Annotated in this window: 19 protein-coding genes; 8 read left to right on the top strand and 11 right to left on the bottom strand. The window is 66.6% G+C overall.

The window, feature by feature from the left end; translation table 11 throughout:
* Positions 1–28: 28 nt before the first annotated feature.
* Both CXQ91_RS07600 and CXQ91_RS07595 read right to left on the bottom strand, forming a co-directional pair.
* The gene (locus CXQ91_RS07600; RefSeq protein WP_104173312.1) at positions 29–988 is read right to left on the bottom strand and encodes a hypothetical protein; all 960 of its coding nucleotides are present in this window, start codon (positions 986–988) and stop codon (positions 29–31) included.
* Between the two features lie 556 nt (positions 989–1,544).
* Positions 1,545–2,018: a PLDc N-terminal domain-containing protein gene (locus tag CXQ91_RS07595; RefSeq protein ID WP_104173311.1), complete on the bottom strand. Its 474-nt coding sequence runs from the start codon at positions 2,016–2,018 to the stop codon at positions 1,545–1,547.
* Between the two features lie 176 nt (positions 2,019–2,194).
* Between CXQ91_RS07595 and CXQ91_RS07590 the strand changes: the two genes are divergently transcribed.
* A complete protein-coding gene (locus CXQ91_RS07590) occupies positions 2,195–2,527 on the top strand; it encodes a DUF4229 domain-containing protein (protein ID WP_104173310.1) in 333 nt (110 codons plus the stop codon).
* Positions 2,528–2,545: 18 nt separating this feature from the next.
* Here CXQ91_RS07590 and CXQ91_RS07585 read toward each other — a convergent pair whose 3' ends face one another.
* The 5 genes from CXQ91_RS07585 to CXQ91_RS07565 form a co-directional block, all read right to left on the bottom strand.
* A complete protein-coding gene (locus CXQ91_RS07585; RefSeq protein ID WP_104173442.1) occupies positions 2,546–3,427 on the bottom strand; it encodes a 1,4-dihydroxy-2-naphthoate polyprenyltransferase in 882 nt (293 codons plus the stop codon).
* A gap of 101 nt (positions 3,428–3,528) precedes the next feature.
* Complete coding sequence (locus CXQ91_RS07580; RefSeq protein WP_258073870.1) at positions 3,529–4,692, bottom strand: AMP-binding protein; 1,164 nt, start codon at positions 4,690–4,692, stop codon at positions 3,529–3,531.
* Positions 4,693–4,719: 27 nt separating this feature from the next.
* Positions 4,720–5,673 carry a 1,4-dihydroxy-2-naphthoyl-CoA synthase gene (locus tag CXQ91_RS07575; protein WP_104173309.1) on the bottom strand — a complete coding sequence of 318 codons (954 nt, stop codon included), beginning with the start codon at positions 5,671–5,673 and terminating at the stop codon, positions 4,720–4,722.
* 21 nt (positions 5,674–5,694) lie between these two features.
* Positions 5,695–6,135, bottom strand: coding sequence for a VOC family protein (locus CXQ91_RS07570; protein WP_104173308.1), 441 nt, complete (start codon positions 6,133–6,135; stop codon positions 5,695–5,697).
* A 95-nt stretch (positions 6,136–6,230) separates the two neighbouring features.
* A complete protein-coding gene (locus tag CXQ91_RS07565) occupies positions 6,231–6,992 on the bottom strand; it encodes a CPBP family intramembrane glutamic endopeptidase (RefSeq protein WP_104173307.1) in 762 nt (253 codons plus the stop codon).
* Positions 6,993–7,132: 140 nt separating this feature from the next.
* On the opposite strand from CXQ91_RS07565, the gene CXQ91_RS07560 reads away from it, so the two are divergent.
* From CXQ91_RS07560 to CXQ91_RS07550, 3 genes are read left to right on the top strand one after another with little or no spacing between them, the layout of a single operon-like run.
* Entirely contained in the window at positions 7,133–8,101 is a 969-nt protein-coding gene (locus CXQ91_RS07560) for a metal ABC transporter substrate-binding protein (RefSeq protein ID WP_104173306.1), read from the top strand.
* The gene (locus CXQ91_RS07555) at positions 8,098–8,925 is read left to right on the top strand and encodes a metal ABC transporter ATP-binding protein (RefSeq protein WP_258073869.1); all 828 of its coding nucleotides are present in this window, start codon (positions 8,098–8,100) and stop codon (positions 8,923–8,925) included. The genes CXQ91_RS07560 and CXQ91_RS07555 overlap by 4 nt, the downstream gene beginning before the upstream one ends.
* Positions 8,926–8,927: 2 nt before the next feature.
* Complete coding sequence (locus CXQ91_RS07550; protein ID WP_104173305.1) at positions 8,928–9,803, top strand: metal ABC transporter permease; 876 nt, start codon at positions 8,928–8,930, stop codon at positions 9,801–9,803.
* A gap of 75 nt (positions 9,804–9,878) precedes the next feature.
* Here CXQ91_RS07550 and CXQ91_RS07545 read toward each other — a convergent pair whose 3' ends face one another.
* The 4 genes from CXQ91_RS07545 to CXQ91_RS07530 are packed head-to-tail and all read right to left on the bottom strand — an operon-like array spanning position 9,879 to position 13,021.
* Positions 9,879–10,667: an ABC transporter permease gene (locus CXQ91_RS07545; RefSeq protein ID WP_104173304.1), complete on the bottom strand. Its 789-nt coding sequence runs from the start codon at positions 10,665–10,667 to the stop codon at positions 9,879–9,881.
* Positions 10,664–11,608, bottom strand: a complete 945-nt coding sequence (locus tag CXQ91_RS07540) for an ATP-binding cassette domain-containing protein (RefSeq protein WP_104173303.1) — start codon at positions 11,606–11,608, stop codon at positions 10,664–10,666. The genes CXQ91_RS07545 and CXQ91_RS07540 overlap by 4 nt, the downstream gene beginning before the upstream one ends.
* A 34-nt stretch (positions 11,609–11,642) precedes the next feature.
* Positions 11,643–12,506 carry a DUF4097 family beta strand repeat-containing protein gene (locus CXQ91_RS07535; protein ID WP_104173302.1) on the bottom strand — a complete coding sequence of 288 codons (864 nt, stop codon included), beginning with the start codon at positions 12,504–12,506 and terminating at the stop codon, positions 11,643–11,645.
* Complete coding sequence (locus CXQ91_RS07530; protein WP_104173301.1) at positions 12,506–13,021, bottom strand: histidine kinase; 516 nt, start codon at positions 13,019–13,021, stop codon at positions 12,506–12,508. The genes CXQ91_RS07535 and CXQ91_RS07530 overlap by 1 nt, the downstream gene beginning before the upstream one ends.
* 203 nt (positions 13,022–13,224) lie before the next feature.
* Here CXQ91_RS07530 and CXQ91_RS07525 point away from each other — a divergent pair, with 203 nt between their 5' ends.
* From CXQ91_RS07525 to CXQ91_RS07510, 4 genes are all read left to right on the top strand, one after another.
* Positions 13,225–14,907: an ABC-F family ATP-binding cassette domain-containing protein gene (locus tag CXQ91_RS07525; RefSeq protein WP_104173300.1), complete on the top strand. Its 1,683-nt coding sequence runs from the start codon at positions 13,225–13,227 to the stop codon at positions 14,905–14,907.
* Between the two features lie 205 nt (positions 14,908–15,112).
* Positions 15,113–15,460: a molybdopterin oxidoreductase gene (locus CXQ91_RS07520; protein ID WP_104173299.1), complete on the top strand. Its 348-nt coding sequence runs from the start codon at positions 15,113–15,115 to the stop codon at positions 15,458–15,460.
* A complete protein-coding gene (gene nirB, locus CXQ91_RS07515) occupies positions 15,460–18,072 on the top strand; it encodes a nitrite reductase large subunit NirB (RefSeq protein ID WP_258073868.1) in 2,613 nt (870 codons plus the stop codon). Before CXQ91_RS07520 ends, nirB begins: the two co-directional genes overlap by 1 nt.
* On the top strand, positions 18,069–18,386 hold the full coding sequence (locus tag CXQ91_RS07510; protein ID WP_104173298.1) for a Rieske 2Fe-2S domain-containing protein: 318 nt from the start codon (positions 18,069–18,071) through the stop codon (positions 18,384–18,386). Before nirB ends, CXQ91_RS07510 begins: the two co-directional genes overlap by 4 nt.
* The last annotated feature ends 75 nt before the right edge of the window (positions 18,387–18,461 follow it).

Below are 18,461 nucleotides of genomic sequence, written 5' to 3'. Positions count from 1 at the left end.
TGCCACTCATGGCCGCTAAGCCACCCGCTTAGCGGCCATTGGCGTCAGATGGCCGACGACGCCGGGACGGTTCCGGTGCCCAGCCACGCTCCACGAGCGCTTTGCGTACACGGGTCACGGCCCTGGGCTCCGCGCCGGGTGCGAAGGGATCGAGGTCGCTCTGGGTCAGCACCACTACCCGCCATCCCGCTTCCTTGGCATCCTCGTCACGGAAGATGTCGCTGCGGCGTTGTGCAGGCGAGGCATGGTGGCCGCCGTCGTACTGGATGGCGATCTTTTCCCGCTCATAGGACATATCCGGGTCCTGGATCCACCTGCCGGAGGCGTCAACCATAGGCACGTTGATGGCCGGCTCGGGAAGGCCATGGCGGCGCAGTAGCAGCCTGACTTCCGTCTCCTTGGGGGAATCCGTCCGTGTGCGCAGCAGGGCACAGGCCCGCATGGCCCTGCGATAGCCGGGCTTACCGGTCTTGCCGGACAGGAAGTCGTCCAGCTCGGCAAGAGTGGCGAGCGGATTCCTCCGTCGGAACAGGAAATCGCCGGCTATGACAAGGTCATCGAGGCCAAGGATTCCCGCAAGGTCGAACCACGTCCGCAGGGGAGAGGTGCATTGCACGTGCCGTCCGCTGGTGATTTCCGCGGGCTCCAGTATCAGCTGGTGGCCCACCACACCCTTCCGCCGGACGGCTCGCTGGCCCGGACTGCACGTGAGATGGACGACGTCGATGTTCTGCAGTTCCAGCGGCAGCGGGAAACCCCACAGCGCGGCCGCTGAAAGATGGCTGACCACCGCTCCAGTGACAGCGACGAGGGCGGTGGCACGAAGCAGCAACGTATCCTCGGCCAGTGCTGAAAAGCGTGCCCCGCGACAGGGCTGAACCAGGTCGCTTGCCCTCAGGCGCCGCCTCGTCAGGCCCGCTGACCGGGCCTGCGCCACAGTGAACGGACCGTGGAGAAGGTCCTGCGGAAGCTCGGAGGGAAGGTGCATAGGAGCATTTTGACCCCGTAGCAGGACGGCCACTCCCTTATCCACAGCCCCGCGCCAATGTGGAGGACAGGTGGAGGTTCCGGACTGCAGCGGCCGGCGGACGGTGGCGACTCTCCGGGCGCCGCCGATTAGCCAGTAATGGCCGCTATGAGTGGAGAATAGCGGCCACTACTGGCAAATGGGGAACGAGGCCGGCTCTACTTTGTGGACCGGATGAGGGTGACCACGAGGACAATCAGCAGCACGGCCATGCCCACGAAGAACAGGACCGCCTCGGCAGTGTCGTTGGTCATGGCAGGGCTCCTTACGCCTGGCTCGGGGGCTCTCGGTACTGGTCCCTCTGCACTCGGCTCTCTGCATGAGGAGTAGCCCCTAAATTCATCAAACATCCGCAGACTGCAGTGCGGTGCGTTGTTCCCGCATTCTTGATGGATTCTTAACGCCATGGAGTCTTAGTGCCATGGAGTCTTAGCGCCGGCAGGTTCAGGGCGCCGGCAGGTTCAGCGCCGGGCACGGCGGAACCTGCTGCCGCCGAAGCGGGCTTACTTGAACAGGCTTACTTGACCTCGTCCGTGCCGTGGGAGTCGGTCTCGGGGTGGTGTGATTCCTCGGTGTGCTTGTCCCCCCGGTGGCTGCCGTTCTGGCTGCCCTTGCCTTTGCCCTCGCCTGATCCGGCCGTGCCGGAGGCGCCGCCGTTGAGCTTGTGCTCCTTGGCCTGGAGTTCGTCCTTGAGCTTCTTGAGGCGGTCCGCCTCGGCCTGGTTGCGGCGGCGGACTTCGAGGTTGCGCAGGAAATCGGGGTCGTCATCCGGCGCGACGGTGTGGCTGTAGGACTGCGGGGCGGGGCGGCTTCCGCGAGGCCGGCCGATGATGAACCAGAGTGCCGCTCCCACCACGGGGAGGACAACCATCACCACGATCCAGGCCGTCTTGGAGATACCCCTGGTGAGGTTTTTATCAGTCCGGATCACGTCCACGAGGCCATAGACGAATATGGCAAGAACGGCAACGGCGACCAATACACGGGGCATACCATCAGTCTACCGTCCGGACGCCTGCAGCACTGCCCTCCCTTCTTTCGCATGCTGGGGAATCCGGGGCATGCTGGGCCAGACCGCATACTGGCGGGCTCGCTCCCAGGCGGGGCTCCACGGCACAACTGGCATGGCCCTCGACGCCGGACGGCTAAACTTGAACCGTGGCCTTTATGAAATACTCCCTGATCCGTCTGGCGCTGTTCGTGCCGTTGCTCGTGCTGTTCAGCTTCCTCGAGGTGGGAATTTTGCTGGCCGCAGTCTTTGCCGGCCTGATTGCCTTCGCCATCAGCTACCTGTTCTTCCAGAAGCAGCGCGACGCCGCGACGGCCAGCCTGCATGAGCGCTTCTCCGGCCGGGCCAAGCCCATCCGCACCGCCGGCGAGGTTGAAGACGCCGACGCCGAAGACACCCTGGTGGACGCCAACCCGGACATCACGGTCCGTTCGGAAATTCCCCGCACCGAAGCTCCCAGCAAAGAAGAAACTCCCCGCAAGGACGCCTGAGCCCGCCCGGCTGTATCCCTACAGCCCGTGGCTCAGGACGAGGCCCAGGGAGAACAGCACGCTGTAGCCCAGGTTGATCAGGCCCGTCTGCTTGAGGACGGGGATGAGGCTCTTGCGCTTCCGGCCGTTGATCATCAGCCATGACGGCATCAGGCTGGCCGGGATCAGCAGCAGCACAATGAGCATCCACGGGCGTGCGGGTGCCAGGACCACCACCAGCAGGATGGCGACGGCCAGCATCAGGACGTAGCTTTCGCGGGCGTGCTTGTCGCCGAGCCGCACGGCCAGCGTCTTCTTGCCGGCCTGGATATCCGTGGGGATGTCCCGGACGTTGTTGGCCATCAGGAGCGCACACGCGATCAGGCCGGTGCCGATGGCCCCGATGATGGCGGCCAGGCTGAGCTGCCCCGCCTGCGTGTACGTGGTGCCCAGGGTGGCCACGAGGCCGAAGAACACAAACACGAACACGTCGCCCAGGCCCATGTAGCCGTACGGGTTCTTGCCGCCGGTGTACCCCCAGGCGGCCAGGACACAGCCGAGGCCCACCAGAATTAGCCACCACGCCTGGGTAATGACCACCAGGACCAGGCCGAACAGCATGGCCAGCCCGAACGCGGCGAACGCCGCCCGCTTCACCATCTCAGGCTTCGCGGCGCCCGAGCCCACCAGGCGAAGGGGTCCCACGCGGTCCTCGTCGGTGCCGCGGATCCCGTCCGAGTAGTCGTTGGCGTAGTTCACGCCGACCTGGAGCAATAAGGCCACAAACGCGGCCAGGACGGCGTTGAGCGGCTTGAAGGCGTCCATCTCGAAGGCCGCGGCGGTGCCGATCAGGACCGGTGCGATGGCAGCCGGCAGGGTGCGCGGTCGGGCGCCTTGGATCCATTGTGCGGCTGTGGCCACGGTCAGTACTCCGATTGCTTCGTTGTTCATTTCAGTGCGGCCGGAGGGTTAAACCCGCCGAAATCCTGCCGCTCCGGCCCTTCGGCCGGGGCGGGGCTTCTCTATTTTCCCTGATGCAGCGCGTCCAGCAGAACAGTCATGCCCAGCCGGTCCGGTTTGCCGTTGGGCAGCATCATCAGCTCGCCGGCAGCGAGGACGGTTTTCGGAGCCAGCCGGCCCAGGCCATCGTGCCGCTTCGCGGTGAAACCCTCGATGCCGGCGGGGGAGCTGTCCTCCACTGCAACGTATGCGGCCACGGCCTGGCCCCACTCTTCCGAGGGGACGCCTGCCACGAAGGCCGCCGTCACGCCGTCGAGCTTTTCCAGCTCGGCCTGCACGTGCGTGGCGGAAACTTTCACGCCTCCGGTGATGATGACGTCGTCGGCGCGGCCCAGCACGGTGAGCTTCCCGGTGGCGTCGATGGAGCCGAGGTCGCCGGTGCGGTACCAGCGGACGCCGTCCTCCTCGAAGAAGTCGTCGGCTGCCGGTCCGGCCTCGCCGAGGTAGCCGGCGGCCAGGGTGGCGCCGCCCAGCAGGATCCTGCCGTCCCCGTCGACCCGTGCCAAGACGTCCTCGAGCGGTAAGCCGTCGTACACGCAGCCGCCGCAGGTCTCCGCGGAACCGTAGGTGGTGATCACGCGAACGCCGGCGTCACGGGCTGCATCAAGCAGTTCCGGAGACGCGGGGCCGCCGCCGAGCAGGATCCCGTTGAACCGGCGCAGAACGGCAAGCGTTTCGGCCGACGGCGCGTCCAGCAGCCGCTGCAGTTGGGTGGGCACCAAGGACGTGAAGCGGATCTTGTCCGTGAGCTCCTGGGCGGCCGCGGTGAACGCTTCCGGCGTGAACCCTATGGAGAGGTCCATGGCCCACGGCCGGGTTCCGGCGAAGAGGGAGCGCACCAGGACCTGCACCCCGGCAACGTACTGCAGGGGGAGTGCGAGGAGCCACTGGCCCTCGCCCTTGAGTGCGAACGCGGTGGCCACGGACGACGCCGCCAGGGCTTCCACGGTAAGGACCGTCGCTTTGGGCGCGCCGGTGGAACCGGAGGTGCGCACCACCACCGCGGCGTCCTCGAAGCCCGGCGTCTCCACAGCGGAAACCACAATGTTGCCGTCAGCGTCGGCGGAAAGTTCGACGGCGGGGCCCTCGCCGTGGAGGGCGTCCGCCAAGGCCCGCAGGGCAGAATCGAGGTTCGCCGGTTCGATGTTCGGGGGCTGGGAAGTCACAGGGGCTGCCTTAGGAGTAGTGCGGGCTTAGAAGTAGTACGGGAACTGGGACCAGTCGGGATCGCGCTTCTCGAGGAAGGCTTCCTTGCCCTCCACGGCCTCGTCCGTCATGTACGCCAGCCGGGTGGCTTCGCCGGCGAACACCTGCTGCCCGGCCAGGCCGTCGTCGGCAAGGTTGAAGGCGAACTTGAGCATGCGGATGGCCTGCGGCGACTGCCGGGCGATGTCCGCCGCGTACTCCAATGCCACTTCCTCAAGCCGTTCGTGGTCCACGGCCTCATTTACGGCGCCCATCCGGACCATGTCCTCGGCGGAGTATTCGCGGGCCAGGAAGAAGATTTCGCGGGCGGCCTTCTGGCCGATCTGGCGCGCCAGCAGCGCCGAGCCGTACCCGGCGTCGAAACTTCCCACGGTGGCGTCCGTCTGCTTGAACTTGCCATGCTGGCGCGAGGCGATGGTGAGGTCGGAAACGACGTGCAGCGAGTGCCCGCCGCCGGCCGCCCAGCCGTTGACGACGGCGATGACCACCTTGGGCATGGTGCGCATGAGCCGCTGTACTTCCAGGATGTGCAGCCGGCCGGCGCGGGCGGGATCGATGGTCTCCTCGGTCTCGCCCTCGGCATAGCGGTACCCGTCACGGCCGCGGATCCGCTGGTCCCCGCCGGAGCAGAACGAGTGGCCGCCGTCCTTGGGTGACGGCCCGTTGCCCGTGAGCAGCACCGTGGCCACGTTGGGGGTCATGCGGGCATGGTCCATGGCGCGGTAGAGCTCGTCCACGGTGCCCGGGCGGAATGCGTTCCGGACCTCCGGGCGGTTGAAGGCGATGCGGACCGTGGGCAGGTCCCGCAGCACGGCGCCGTCCGAGTCCCGCTCAACCTGCCGGTGGTAGGTCATGTCCTGGAAGTCGTCGAAGCCGGCCACGGTGCGCCACCGGGAGGGGTCAAAGACGTCGGATACCTTGGCTGGGAATTCGTTGCTCACAGACCGAGTCTAGTAATCGCCTCAGCTGATACAGAACTCGTTGCCTTCGGGGTCCGCCATGGTGTGCCATTCGTGCGGCCCCTGGCTGGCGGTCCACAGGAATTTTGCGCCGCGTGCCTCAAGCTCCGCGCGGACCTCATCCTTGTCCCTGCCGTCAAGGCGGACATCCCAATGCACCCGGTTTTTTATGGTCTTCGCTTCCGGCACGGTCTGGAACAGCAGTCGGCGGGCGGGTGCCTTGGCTTCGAGTTCCTCGACCGGCCGGATCGCTGCGCCGGCAGCCCACACCAGCCTGCCGTTGTGGGTCTTTGTTTCGGCTTCGGTGGCAAACCCCTGCTCGATCATGGACCGGATGAACGCTTCATCCTGCGGTTCCACCGCCCAGTCCAGGGTTTCCGCCCACCAGTCGGCAAGTTCATGCGGATTACTGCAGTCGATCGCTATCTGAATGTTGAGTCCCATGGGTCAAAACTACGACGGCGGTGTTCCCGCCGGAAGTGTTTTGCGGACAGTTCCGGTCCGGGTTCAGAGGGTCGCCGCGGCCTGTCCCTGAGCCACTAGGGCTGGACCTGCTGCAGCTGCTCCATCAGTTCGGGCGGGATCGCGTAGATGAACACCACGGCCAGCAGGTTCTTGGCGGCATGGACGAAGTAGGAGAACATCACGTTCTTCCCGGTCCACACATACACGAACACCAGCGTGGCGCCCATGGCCAGGTACGGCATCAGCACCGGCAGCGTGAGGGTTTCCTGGCCCACGATGTGCAGCGCCGCGAAGAGGACCGTGGACAGGACGCAGCACACCCAGATGTTGACGCGGCGGCTGAGCTTGCCGATCAGCAGGTGGCGGAAGATGTACTCCTCCACAAACGGACCCACGATGACAAGCAGCGGCACAATCAGCCACGGCGACACCTGTTGAACGAGCGCCTGGACATTGGCCTGGTTGGCGGAGCCCTGCACCGGTCCGGTGAGGGCCACCAGCAGGGCCGTCAGGATCAGCATGGCCACCACCGCGACGGGAATCATGATCAGCGTGAACCAGGGCCTGGTGGCCAGGACGCGGAGGTCCCGGGAGACAACCCGGCGGGCGGCAGCCAAGGCCAGGACACCGACGCCGCCGTAGAACAGCAGGTTCACCGAGTACACGGCAATAGTGGGGTCCGGGGAGAGCTGCAGCAGCAGCGGTTGCAGCGGCGATCCTGCCACGGCAAAGAGTGCCGCCACAGCCACGTAGAGCCCCACGGTGGTGTAGTCGAGCGCGGAGAAACGGTAGAGATCCGGCTGTGGCGCCGGGGAATTGCGGAGAGCTGTTCCCATATCTCCAGCCTAGCTTCCCAACTGACTGGCAGTTGGCGTCGTGAAAACGGTGAATGACGACGTTAAATGCGAGTCAGTTGGGTCGGCGTGTGAAGCAGCGACGTTGCAGCCGCGATGAGGCACCCCGTACAATATTCGGTATGCCTAAATTTCTGTTTCGGTGCGCCAAAGTAGTCCGCCGAACCGGGGGCCTTCGCACTGCCGGAGCCGCCGTCGTCGCCGTTTTCCTCTGCCTGTCCCTAGCCGCGTGCGGGGGTGCCGCCCCCGGCCAAGGGTCAGGGAGCGAGAAGCCCGTGGTGCTGACCACCTTCACCGTGCTGGCGGATGTCGCGCAGAACGTGGCCGGGGACAAGCTGCAGGTCGAGTCCATCACCAAGGCCGGCGCCGAAATCCACGGCTATGAGCCCACTCCAGGGGACATCCGCAAGGCGTCCAAGGCGGACCTGATCCTGGACAACGGCCTGAACCTCGAAGCCTGGTTCGCCCAGTTCGTCGAGGGCCTGGATGTTCCGCACGCCGTGGTGAGCGAAGGCGTGGAAGTGATGTCCATCAGCGAAGACTCCTACCAGGGCAAGCCGAACCCGCACGCGTGGATGTCGCCGGTCAACGTCCAGATCTACGTGGACAACATGGTGAAGGCGTTCTCGAAGCTCGACCCGGACAACGCGTCCACCTTCGAGGCGAACGGTGCGGCCTACAAGGCCAAGCTGCAGACCGTGAAGGACGAAATGGTGCAGAAGCTCGCCTCCGTTCCGGAGGCGCAGCGGGCGCTGGTGACCTGTGAAGGGGCCTTCTCCTACCTGGCGCGCGACGCCGGCCTCCGCGAGGTCTACATCTGGGCCGTCAACGCCGAGCAGCAGGCCACGCCGCAGCAGATCGCCCGGGCCATCGAATTCGTCAAGGCCAACAAGGTCCCTGCCGTGTTCTGCGAGTCCACGGTCTCCGATGCTCCCATGCGCCAAGTGGAGGGAGCCACGGGCGCGAAATTCGGCGGCGTGCTCTACGTGGACTCGCTGTCCGAAGCGGACGGCCCCGTCCCCACGTACCTGGACCTCATCCGGCACGACTCCAAGATCATCACCGAAGCACTGACAGGAGCGGCATCATGAGCAGCCCGGCCATCCTGGTTGAAAACGTCACCGTCCACTACGGCGAGGTCCTTGCCCTGGACGCCGCGTCACTGACCCTGGACACCGCACGGATCTGCGGCCTGATCGGCATGAACGGCTCCGGAAAGTCCACCCTGTTCAAAGTGATCATGGGAATGATCAAGCCCGACGCCGGCCGCGTCCTCATCAACGGTGAGTCACCGGCCAAGGCGCGCAAGGAGGGCGGCATCGGCTACGTCCCGCAGAGCGAGGACGTGGACTGGCAGTTCCCGCTGTCTGTCCGCGACGTGGTGATGATGGGCCGCTACGGGCACCAGGGCTTCACCCGCCGCCCCTCCAAGGCGGACCGTGCCGCCGTCGAGCTCGCCCTTGACCGGGTGGAACTCTCCGAGTTCGCGAACCGGCAGATCGGCCAGCTCTCCGGCGGCCAGAAGAAGCGCGCATTCGTGGCCCGGGGCATCGCCCAGGGCGCCACCATGATGCTCCTGGACGAGCCGTTCGCCGGAGTGGACAAACGCTCCGAAGCCACCATTACCCGCCTGCTGCGTGAACTCGCCTCGGACGGCTGCACCATCCTCATTTCCACCCACGACCTTCACGCCCTGCCCCAGCTGTGCGACGAAGCGGTGCTGCTGATGCGCAAGGTCCTGATGCACGGCCCGCCCGAGCTGGTCCTGCAGCCCGAGAACCTGGCCATGGCCTTCGGCCTGGACGTCCTCAACCGGGACCTCCCGGACGAGGATCTCCCCGATGAGGATGCCCCGGATCCATCCGGCGCGGGCCGCCAGGTGCAGGACTTCTCGAACCACCAGGGCAGGAACTGACCATGGATCTCTTTGACCTCCTGCTTGAACCGCTGAGCTACGACTTCATGGTCCGCGCCATCATCACCACAGCGCTCGCCGCCATTGTCTGCGCCGTGCTGAGCTGCTGGCTGGTGCTGATCGGCTGGTCGCTCATGGGCGACGCCGTCTCCCACGCCGTGCTCCCGGGCGTGGTCCTCGCCTACATCGTGGGGGCGCCGTTCGCGCTGGGGGCGCTGGTCTTCGCGCTGATCGCCGTTACCCTGATCGGGGTGGTCCGGAACACCAGCCGGGTGAAGGAGGACGCGGCCATCGGCATCGTGTTCACCTCGCTGTTCGCCCTGGGCCTGGTGCTCATCTCCGTCACACCGAGCCAGACCGACCTCAACCACATCATCTTCGGCAATCTGCTGGGCGTCAGCATTCCGGACCTCATCCAGGTACTGGTGCTGGGAGTGGTGGCGTTCGCCATCCTCATCCTCAAGCGGCGGGACCTCACGCTCTACGCCTTCGATCCCACGCACGCCCACGCCATCGGGCTGTCCCCGAAAAGGCTGGGGGCGCTGCTGCTGGGCCTTCTGGCGCTCACCTCGGTGGTGGCGCTGCAGACCGTGGGCGTGGTGCTCGTGGTGGCCATGCTGATCATCCCCGGCGCCACGGCCTACCTGCTGACCGACCGGTTCTCCCGCATGCTGGTGATCGCCCCGGTGATTTCGGCGCTGTGCTCCATTGCCGGCATCTACCTCAGCTACTACCTGGACACCGCCTCCGGCGCTATGGTGGTGCTCACCCAGAGTGCCATCTTCGCCGTCGTCTACCTGTTCAGCCCCCGCCAGGGGCTGATCGGCACCCGGCTGGCGAAGGCGCGCCGCAAGAAAGCGGTGGCGCTCGCCGCCTAGGTTTGTGTCCGGCGACGGACCGAACGACGGCGGTGCGGGCCCGGGGCGTTACGCCCCGGGCCCGCATTTTGCTGGCTACGCCCGGACGGACTTGCGGTTGTAGAGCCACAGCGCCCACACGTACCCGCCCACGCTGAAGACTGCGCACCAGACAAGCGTCGCAAGCATGGTGCCGGCCTCCACGGGGGTGCCCATCAGGAGCCCGCGGACAGCTTCGATGAACGGCGTGAACGGCTGCACGTCGGCGAACCAGCGCAGGACCTCGGGCATGGAATCCGTGGGCACGAACCCGCTGCCAAGGAATGGCATCAGCAACAGGATCATGGGCTGGTTGCTGGCTGTTTCCACGCTCTTGGCGTTGATGCCCATGGCCACGGACAGCCACGTCACGGAGAAGCCGATCAGCGTCAGCACGCCCAGGGCTCCGAGCCAGCCTGCCGGCGACCCGGTGGGCCGGAATCCGATCAGCAGGGCAACGGCGGCCACCAGCAGCATGGCGGCCATGGTCTGGATGAGGCTGCCCAGGACGTGGCCTGTGAGCACGGCGCCCCTGGAGATCGCCATGGTGCGGAAGCGTGCAACGATGCCTTCCGTCATGTCCGTGGACACCGAGATTGCGGTTCCCGTCGCACTCCCGGTAAGGGTGAGCATCAGGACGCCAGGCACGATGTACGCGAGGTAGTCATCCCTGCCGCCGCCCAGTCCCGAACCCAGCGTCCCGCCGAGCACATACACAAAGAGCAGCAGGAAAATGATCGGGGTCCCCGCGACGAACAGCGGGATCGAGGGGTAGCGGACCACGTGCTTGAGGTTCCGGCGCAGCATGGTGGTCGCGTCGGACGCTGCATAACTGAGGGTGCTCATCGTGCGTTCTCCTTCTGGCTGGTGAGGGCGAGGAAGACGTCGTCCAGGTTGGGTGTGTGGACGGACAGGTCGGCCACCTCCACGGAGGCGCGCTCCAGGCGGTCCAGCACGTCCTTCAAGGACCGGACGCCGTCGTCGCCGGAGACTTCCAAGGTGAGGGAATCGTCGTCGCGGTTGTCCGGTTCGAGCACGACGGCGGCCCGCTCCAACGCGGCCAGGTCACCGAACGTGAGGCGGATGTGCCCGCCGGGGACCAGCCGCTTGAGCTCGGCAGGGGTTCCCTCGGCCACGATCCGGCCCTGGTCCAACACCGCGATCCTGTCCGCGAGCTGGTCGGCTTCGTCCAGGTACTGGGTGGTCAGGAAGATGGTGACGCCGCGGGCCACAAGGCCCTGGATGATCTCCCACATGGTGCGGCGGCTCCGCGGATCCAGGCCCGTCGTTGGCTCATCCAGGAAGATGATCTCCGGATCGCCCATCAGGGTCATGGCGAGATCGAGCCGCCGCCGCATGCCGCCCGAGTACGTGGCAAGGGGCTGCCTGGCCGCCTCGACCAGGTCGAACTTTTCCAGAAGCCCTGCCGTGCGGCGCCTGACCTCAGCCGCAGGGAGGTGCCGGAGCCTGCCCATCAGGGCCAGGTTTTCCTCGCCAGTGAGCAGGCTGTCCACGGCCGAGAACTGCCCCGTGAGGCCGATTTTGCCGCGCACCTCATCTGCCTGGCGTACGACGTCGAAACCTCCTACGGCGACCTCCCCGCCATCGGCGGAGATCAGGGTGGACAGGATGTGGACGATGGTGGTCTTGCCGGCGCCGTTGGGGCCGAGGAGGGCAAAGACGGTTCCCGCCGGAACGGTGAGGTCCACGCCGTCGAGTACCTGTTTGCTGCCGTATGCCTTGCGCAGCCCGGCCACAGTGATGGCCGAAGAGGTGGTGCTTGCCATGACTCTTCCTTTGCTGGGTTCTTGCCCGTTTGGGTTACCTGGTTGGAACGGGGGAGCGCCGCACGGTGATGTCGCCGTAGGCGCTGCGGGCACGGACCTCCACTTTGGCGTCCGACTCGCCGGGTCCGGTGGTGGCGTCGAGTCCGTTTCGGACGCGCCCGTACTTGGTGCTGAGGTCCAGCCACGCGGCGCTGCCTTCGCGGACGCCGATGGCCAGGGAGCCGGCGGCGGTCTGGAGGGTGAGGGTTCCGCGCGAGACCTCGCCGACAGTGATGTCGCCGTTGGAGGCCTTGATGGTTGTTGATGCGCCGGCCCGTTCCAGTGCGACGTCTCCGTTGGCGGCACTGACGCGGAGTTCGCCGGCGGCATCCACGATGTGCGTGCCGCCGTTTCCGTTCTTGACGCTGGCAATTCCGTCGATCTCCCGGATGCGGATCTTGCCGGAGCCTGTTTTGATTTCTGCCCGGCCCGCGACGCGTTCCACCGTCACATCGCCCATGCCCGTGTGGACCTTGAGGTCCGTGCAGTGGTCGAGGCGGACGTGGCCCATTTCCGTCTTCAGCTCGGCCGAACTGAACTCGCCCTCGCAACGGAGGTCGCCCATGCCGGACTTCAGCTCCAGGCTGCAGCCGATGGGCACTTCAACGGTGATGTCCACGGCGCCCCCGTCGCTGAACCAGGTGTGGCGGCGCTGGGGACGCAGCCTGACCTGCAGGCGTCCGTCCGAATAGTCCACGGTGGTCTGCTCGGCCACCTTGACGTCCAAGGCGCGGGTTGCGGTGCGGGGCTGGACGTTGACCACGGTGTCGGTGCGGTTGCCGGCGACGATCCAGATATCCGCGCGGACCGAAACGTCCACGACGACGGCGATTGGCTGGGGTGTCTCGAAGGTTTCCATCAGTGTGCCCATCCTGTGAAGGTCTGCTCGCCGGGATCCCGACGCGCGGTTCGGTGTGATGTTTGGCTGCCGTTGAGGGCATCGGCCACGGCCCGGATCAGCCAGGAATTCACGGACAGGCCTTCAAGGCCGGCGGCCTCTTCAACCTGCTGCTTGAGGTGATCCGGCAGCCGGAGCGTGGTGCGGGAGGTGCTGGCGCCGTCGAGCTCTTCCGTGACCTGCCGGGCAGGCTGGCTGGACCGCTCCACCACGGCCTCGTACTCGCTGGCGGCGGGCGGGTTGGTGACCACGAACTCGGGATCGCGGCCCCGCAGCCTGACCTCCACCGAAGCCGGTGCCAGCTCCAGGGTGATCTCACTGGCGGCGTCGGACAGGGCTTCGAGGAGGACGAGCCGGACGGTGGACTCGAGCGCAGCCGTGAGGCGTTCGCTGAGTTCCCGGGCGTCGGGGCCGCCGGCTTCGGCGGCCACGTCCAGCTGGTGCTGGACGGAGGTTACGTATTGGTTGAGTTGCATGACACCACTATGACGCCATTGTGGTGTCATGTCAATACATTTTGGTGGTTGGTGGTGTCACCGTGGTGTCGCGGCTTGACTCACCCGCCTCCGCCGGGCAGTCTGGAGCGATGAAGTCCTAAGCGCAGCCCTTCTTTCCGGCTGCATTCCCAGTACACATATCGGCGTTATCGCCATTCACTGCGGACCTGCGAGGACTCCTCTTGACTGAACATCTTTCCCTGACCGGCGTCACTCATGGCTATGGGGACCGCCGGCTCTTCACTGCCGTCGACCTCACCATCGGTGCCGGTGAACACGTGGCCGTCGTCGGCGAAAACGGCGCCGGCAAATCAACGCTGCTGCGGATCCTTGCCGGGCTTGAATCTCCGGACGAGGGCACGGCCGCGAACCACGGCCGCGTCGGCTACCTGGCCCAGACCACCGGCCTGCCGGCGTCGTTCACCGTGGGCAACGCCATCGACCACGCACTCGAGTCGCTCCGCGCCATCGAGGCCGAACTGGACCGCCTGGAATCCGGCCTGGCCGATGCTGACGAGGAACAGCTGGAACGCTACGGCGACTTGCAGACCCAGTACCAGCTCCGGGAAGGCTATGCCGCCGAGTCCCGGGTGGAGGCGGCCCTGGACCGCCTGGGCCTCGGCGGGCTGGACCGGCAGCGGGCGCTGGGTTCGCTCTCGGGCGGGGAGCAGCACCGCGTCGCCTTGGCCTGCGTGCTGGCTGATCCTGCGGACGTCCTCCTGCTGGACGAGCCCACCAACCATTTGGACGCCAGCGGCACGGCCTGGCTCGAGGCGCGGCTTGCCGCCCACCGGGGGACCGTCGTCGTGGTTTCCCACGACCGCGCGCTGCTGCGCAAGGTGGCCGCTTCCGTCATCGAAGTGGACGCCGAGCGGTGCGCGGTCAACCGCTACGGGAACGGCTACGACGGGTATCTGCGGGAGAAGGCCGCCGAGCGTGAACGCTGGGTGCAGCAGTACCGCGGCTGGCTGGACGCGATGGCTGCCGAGCGCCTTCAGGCGGACACCGTGGCCGGGAAAATGGGCTACGCCCGCCGCCGCGACGGCGACAAAATGGGCTTCGACTTCAAGGCAGGCACCTGGCAGCAGGCCGTCACCAGCAAGGTCCGCAACGCCCAGGAGCGGCTGCGCCGGCTCGAGGCCAATCCCGTTGACCGGCCGCCGGTTCCCCTGAAACTGGCGGTGGACCTTCAGGGGGAGACTGGCGAGGGTGCTGCCGGCGCCGACGCTGCGGGACCGGCCCTGGAAGCGCGCGGTGTGCAGGTGCCCGGTCGCCTGGCACCGACCGATTTCCGGGTGGAGGCCGGCCAGAAGATCCTGATCACCGGTCCCAACGGGGCAGGGAAGTCAACGCTGCTGTCCGTGCTGGCCGGCACCCTCGAACCGGAGGAGGGCACTGTGGTGCGGCATGGCCGGATCGGCTATTTGCAGCAGGAGCTGGAACCGCCGGTCCGTCCGGGGATGCGCCTTCTCCCGGCCTTCGTCGCCGGCCTGGGCGGCAACATCGACGAGCATGCGGAGGCGCTGCTGCGGCTGGGCCTCTTCCGGACCACCGAATTCCATGTTCCGGTCGGAAGCCTTTCCGCCGGACAGCAGCGCAGGCTGGCCCTTGCCCGGCTCCTGCTCGGTGGATTCCAGACGATGCTCGTGGACGAACCCACCAACCACCTGGCACCCGTGCTGGTGGAGCAGTTGGAAGCGGCCCTTTCGGAATTCGGCGGAACGCTGATCATGGTCAGCCACGACCGCGCATTGGGTGAGTGGTTCAATAAATGCGCCGCGCGGTCCGCCGCCGGGAGCGCTGCCGGGAGCACCGGCGGCGCAGGCTGGCTCCGCTACGCGATGGCGGAAGGCGCGCTGGCCTAGTTTCGGGAACTCTGAGCCGCACGGGAAGCGGCGCGGGACGCAGCTTCGAAAAACGGTGAGATTTGCGTTAAGGGATCGTTACGCCCTGCCTGCAGGGCCGAAACAACCGCGGAGCAGGATGGAGGGGAGTCAGTGATTCCCACGCTCAAGTAGCGTCCCTGCGGTCCGCCGCCGGGACGTACTCAGCCGGCCGAAAGGATCTCCCGTGATCACCAAGAACCTTTTCCTGCAGGGCGTCTTCCCCTTCGAGGGAGCGGGACTCGAGAAGCCCGTCCCCATCCACCGGGAGCTCGCGCACTTCGTACCGGACGGAATCATCAACCAGACCCTCTACTTCCGGGGCGGCAACTCCAGTTCCGAACTGGTCACCGTGGTCCTGATGCGCGACGGCGTGCCCATGCGGTATTTCCCCATCGGCGCCAAGAGCGACGTCCATGTGCCGCTCCGGGTGGTGGAGGACATCGAGGGCGGGTCCGTCATCGAGGTGTTCCTCCTGGCGGCCGACGGCGTTGCGGGGTACGTGGTCATCGACCTGGGCATGGTGGAACACTGATGACGTCCGTCGCAGACAATACGCAGCTCAAGACGCAGCTCAAGACCCAGCGCAGGCCACAGCCCGGCCCGCCCGGTCCGCCCAACCCGCTTGGGACGGGCAAGCTCCGGCCCAAGCACCAGCTCAGCCAGGCCAAGCCGGCCGCCCGGCGTCGGCTGGTGGTGATCGGCAACGGCATGGCCGGCGCCCGTGCCGTCGAGGAGATCCTGGCCCGCGGCGGCGCCGAGCAGTTCACCATCACCATGTTCGGCGACGAGCCCTACGGCAACTACAACCGGATCATGCTCAGCCACGTCCTCTCCGGCGAGGAAAGCGACGCGGACATCTTCCTGAACTCCCTGCACTGGTACCAGGACAACAACATCACCCTGCACGCGGGCGTCCGGGTGGAACGGATCGACCGGTTCACCAAATACGTCTTCGCCAACAACGGCCACGTTGTTCCCTACGACGTACTGATCATCGCCACGGGCAGCCAGTCCTTCATGCCGCCGATGGACGGACTGTACACGCCCAGCGGTTCGATCAAGCCCGGGGTCTTCACGTTCCGCACCATCGACGACACCCGGAGCATGGTCCAGCACGCGCAGCACGACCACCATCACCGGGCCGTAGTCATCGGGGGCGGCCTGCTGGGACTGGAAGCGGCGCGCGGGCTCCAGAGCCACGGTATCGACGTCGACGTGGTGCACTCCGGCGGGCACCTCATGAACGCCCAGATGGGACCCGACGGCGGAGCCATCCTCCGCCGGAGCGTGGAGGCCCTGGGCATCCGGGTGCACACGGGGAGCCGCACCACCGCCGTCCTGGGCACGGACAAGGTCACCGGCGTCCGGCTCCGGGACCGGCCGGACATCGGCTGCGACATGGTGGTGGTGGCCGCCGGGATCCGCCCCAACGTGGACGTCGCCGTGCTCAGCGGACTGCACGTGGAACGCGCCATCGTGGTGGATGACCAGCTGCGGGTGGTGGACGAGGACGACATCTATGCCGTGGGCGAATGCGTCCAGCACCGCGGCGAGGTCTACGGACTGGTGGCGCCGCTGTGGGAGCAGGCAGTGGTGCTTGCCAACCACGTCACCGGCGCGGACTCCACTGCGGCCTACCTCGGCTCCCGGATCGCCACCAAACTCAAGGTTGCCGGCGTCGAGGTGGCGTCCATGGGCCTGCAGGGCCCGGAACGGGAGACGGACGAACACATCGTGTTCTCCGAGCCCAGCCGCGGCGTATTCAAGTCCATCGTCATCCGGGACAACAAGATGGTGGGCGCCACCCTGCTCGGCGACAGCCGGAAAGTGGCCTACCTGACCCAGGCCTTCGACAAGGGGCTTCCCCTGCCCGAGGAGCGGATCTCGCTGTTGTTCGACCTTGGTGCCCCGGCCGAGGAACAGGGCGTGGCCGAGCTCGACGACGACGCGCAGGTCTGCAACTGCAACGGCGTCAGCAAAAGATCCCTCGTGGATACGGTCAAAGGCGGGTGCAACACCGTGGCCGGAGCCATGGACGCCACCCGGGCCGGCAAGGGCTGCGGTTCCTGCAAGCTGCTGGTGAAACAGGTGGTGGAATGGGCCGCCGGCGGCGCCGTGGAGGAGGACCCCGCCGCCAGCTACTACGTGCCGGGAATTCCGCTCGACAAGGCGTCACTGATGGCAGCCATCCGCAAACAGGGCCTGCGTTCGGTGTCCTCGGTGTTCGCCGCGCTCGCACCCGGCAGTGTTGAGGACGCGAAATCCAAGATGGGCCTTGCGTCCCTGATGAAGATGATGCTCGCGGACCAGTACATCGACGAGCGGGACGCCCGGTTCATCAACGACCGCGTGCACGCCAACATCCAGCGGGACGGCACCTTCTCCGTGGTTCCGCAGATGAAGGGCGGCGTGACGTCCGTGCAGCAGCTGCGCCGGATCGCCGACGTCGCCGAAAAGCACAACATCCCCCTGATCAAGCTGACCGGCGGCCAGCGCATCGACCTGCTGGGCGTGCCCAAGGAGGACCTGCCGCAGGTCTGGGCCGACCTGGACATGCCGTCCGGCTACGCCTACGGGAAGAGCTTCCGCACGGTCAAGACCTGTGTGGGCAAGGACTTTTGCCGCTACGGCACCGGCGACTCCACCAAGCTGGGGATCGAGATCGAGTCACGGTTCCAGGGCATCGAGGCGCCGGCCAAACTGAAGCTGGCTGTCTCGGGCTGCCCGCGCAACTGCGCCGAGTCGCTGGTCAAGGACGTGGGCGTGGTGGCCGTGGAAGGCGGCCGCTGGGAACTCTACGTCGGGGGAGCGGCAGGCGCCCACATCCGCAAGGGTGACCTGCTGGCCACCGTCGACGACCCCGAGCAAGTGAAGGTGCTGACCGGCCGGTTCATGCAGTACTACCGGGAGAACGCCAACTGGCTGGAGCGGACCTACGCGTTTGTGCCTAGGGTGGGCATCGACCACATCCGCGCCGTGGTGGTGGACGACGCCGAGGGCATCGCGGCCGGCCTGGACGCGGCCATGCAGGCCTCCGTGGACAGCTATGTGGATCCGTGGACCGAGCGCGACGATCCGCTCACACCCGGGCAGTTCCGCACGTCGCTGCCGCTCACGGTGCTTCCCCAGGTGCCGGTCCGATGAACGCCGGTCACAACCTAGGTTCCGTGGAGCAGATCCCGTTCGGGGAGGGCCGGGCGTTCGGCGTGGCCGGCGAACAGGTGGCGGTGTTCCGGCTCCGCGACGGCAGCCTGCGGGCGCTGTCCGCTGTCTGCCCGCACAAGGGCGGCCCGATCGCGGACGGCACCATCGACCAGGACCTGGTCCTGTGCCCGCTGCATCAGAACGCCTTCAGGCTGGACACCGGCTGCTCCACCACCGGCGCCGAACCTTTGATCAGCTATGACGTCCAAATCGATAATCACCAGAATATTATTCTGAGAACGGCGGCTAGGTAGGGAAATTAATTCGGCATAACTCCTGCTAGCTGTTGTCTGCGTCACTGGCGGTTCCGCTGGCCTTGTAAGCTAGGT

The sequence above is a fragment of the Arthrobacter sp. Y81 genome (assembly GCF_002929335.1).
Classification (GTDB): Bacteria; Actinomycetota; Actinomycetes; order Actinomycetales; family Micrococcaceae; genus Arthrobacter.
The sequence above is the reverse complement of the archived record's forward strand: the minus strand, read 5'-3'. Positions and strand labels throughout refer to the sequence as shown.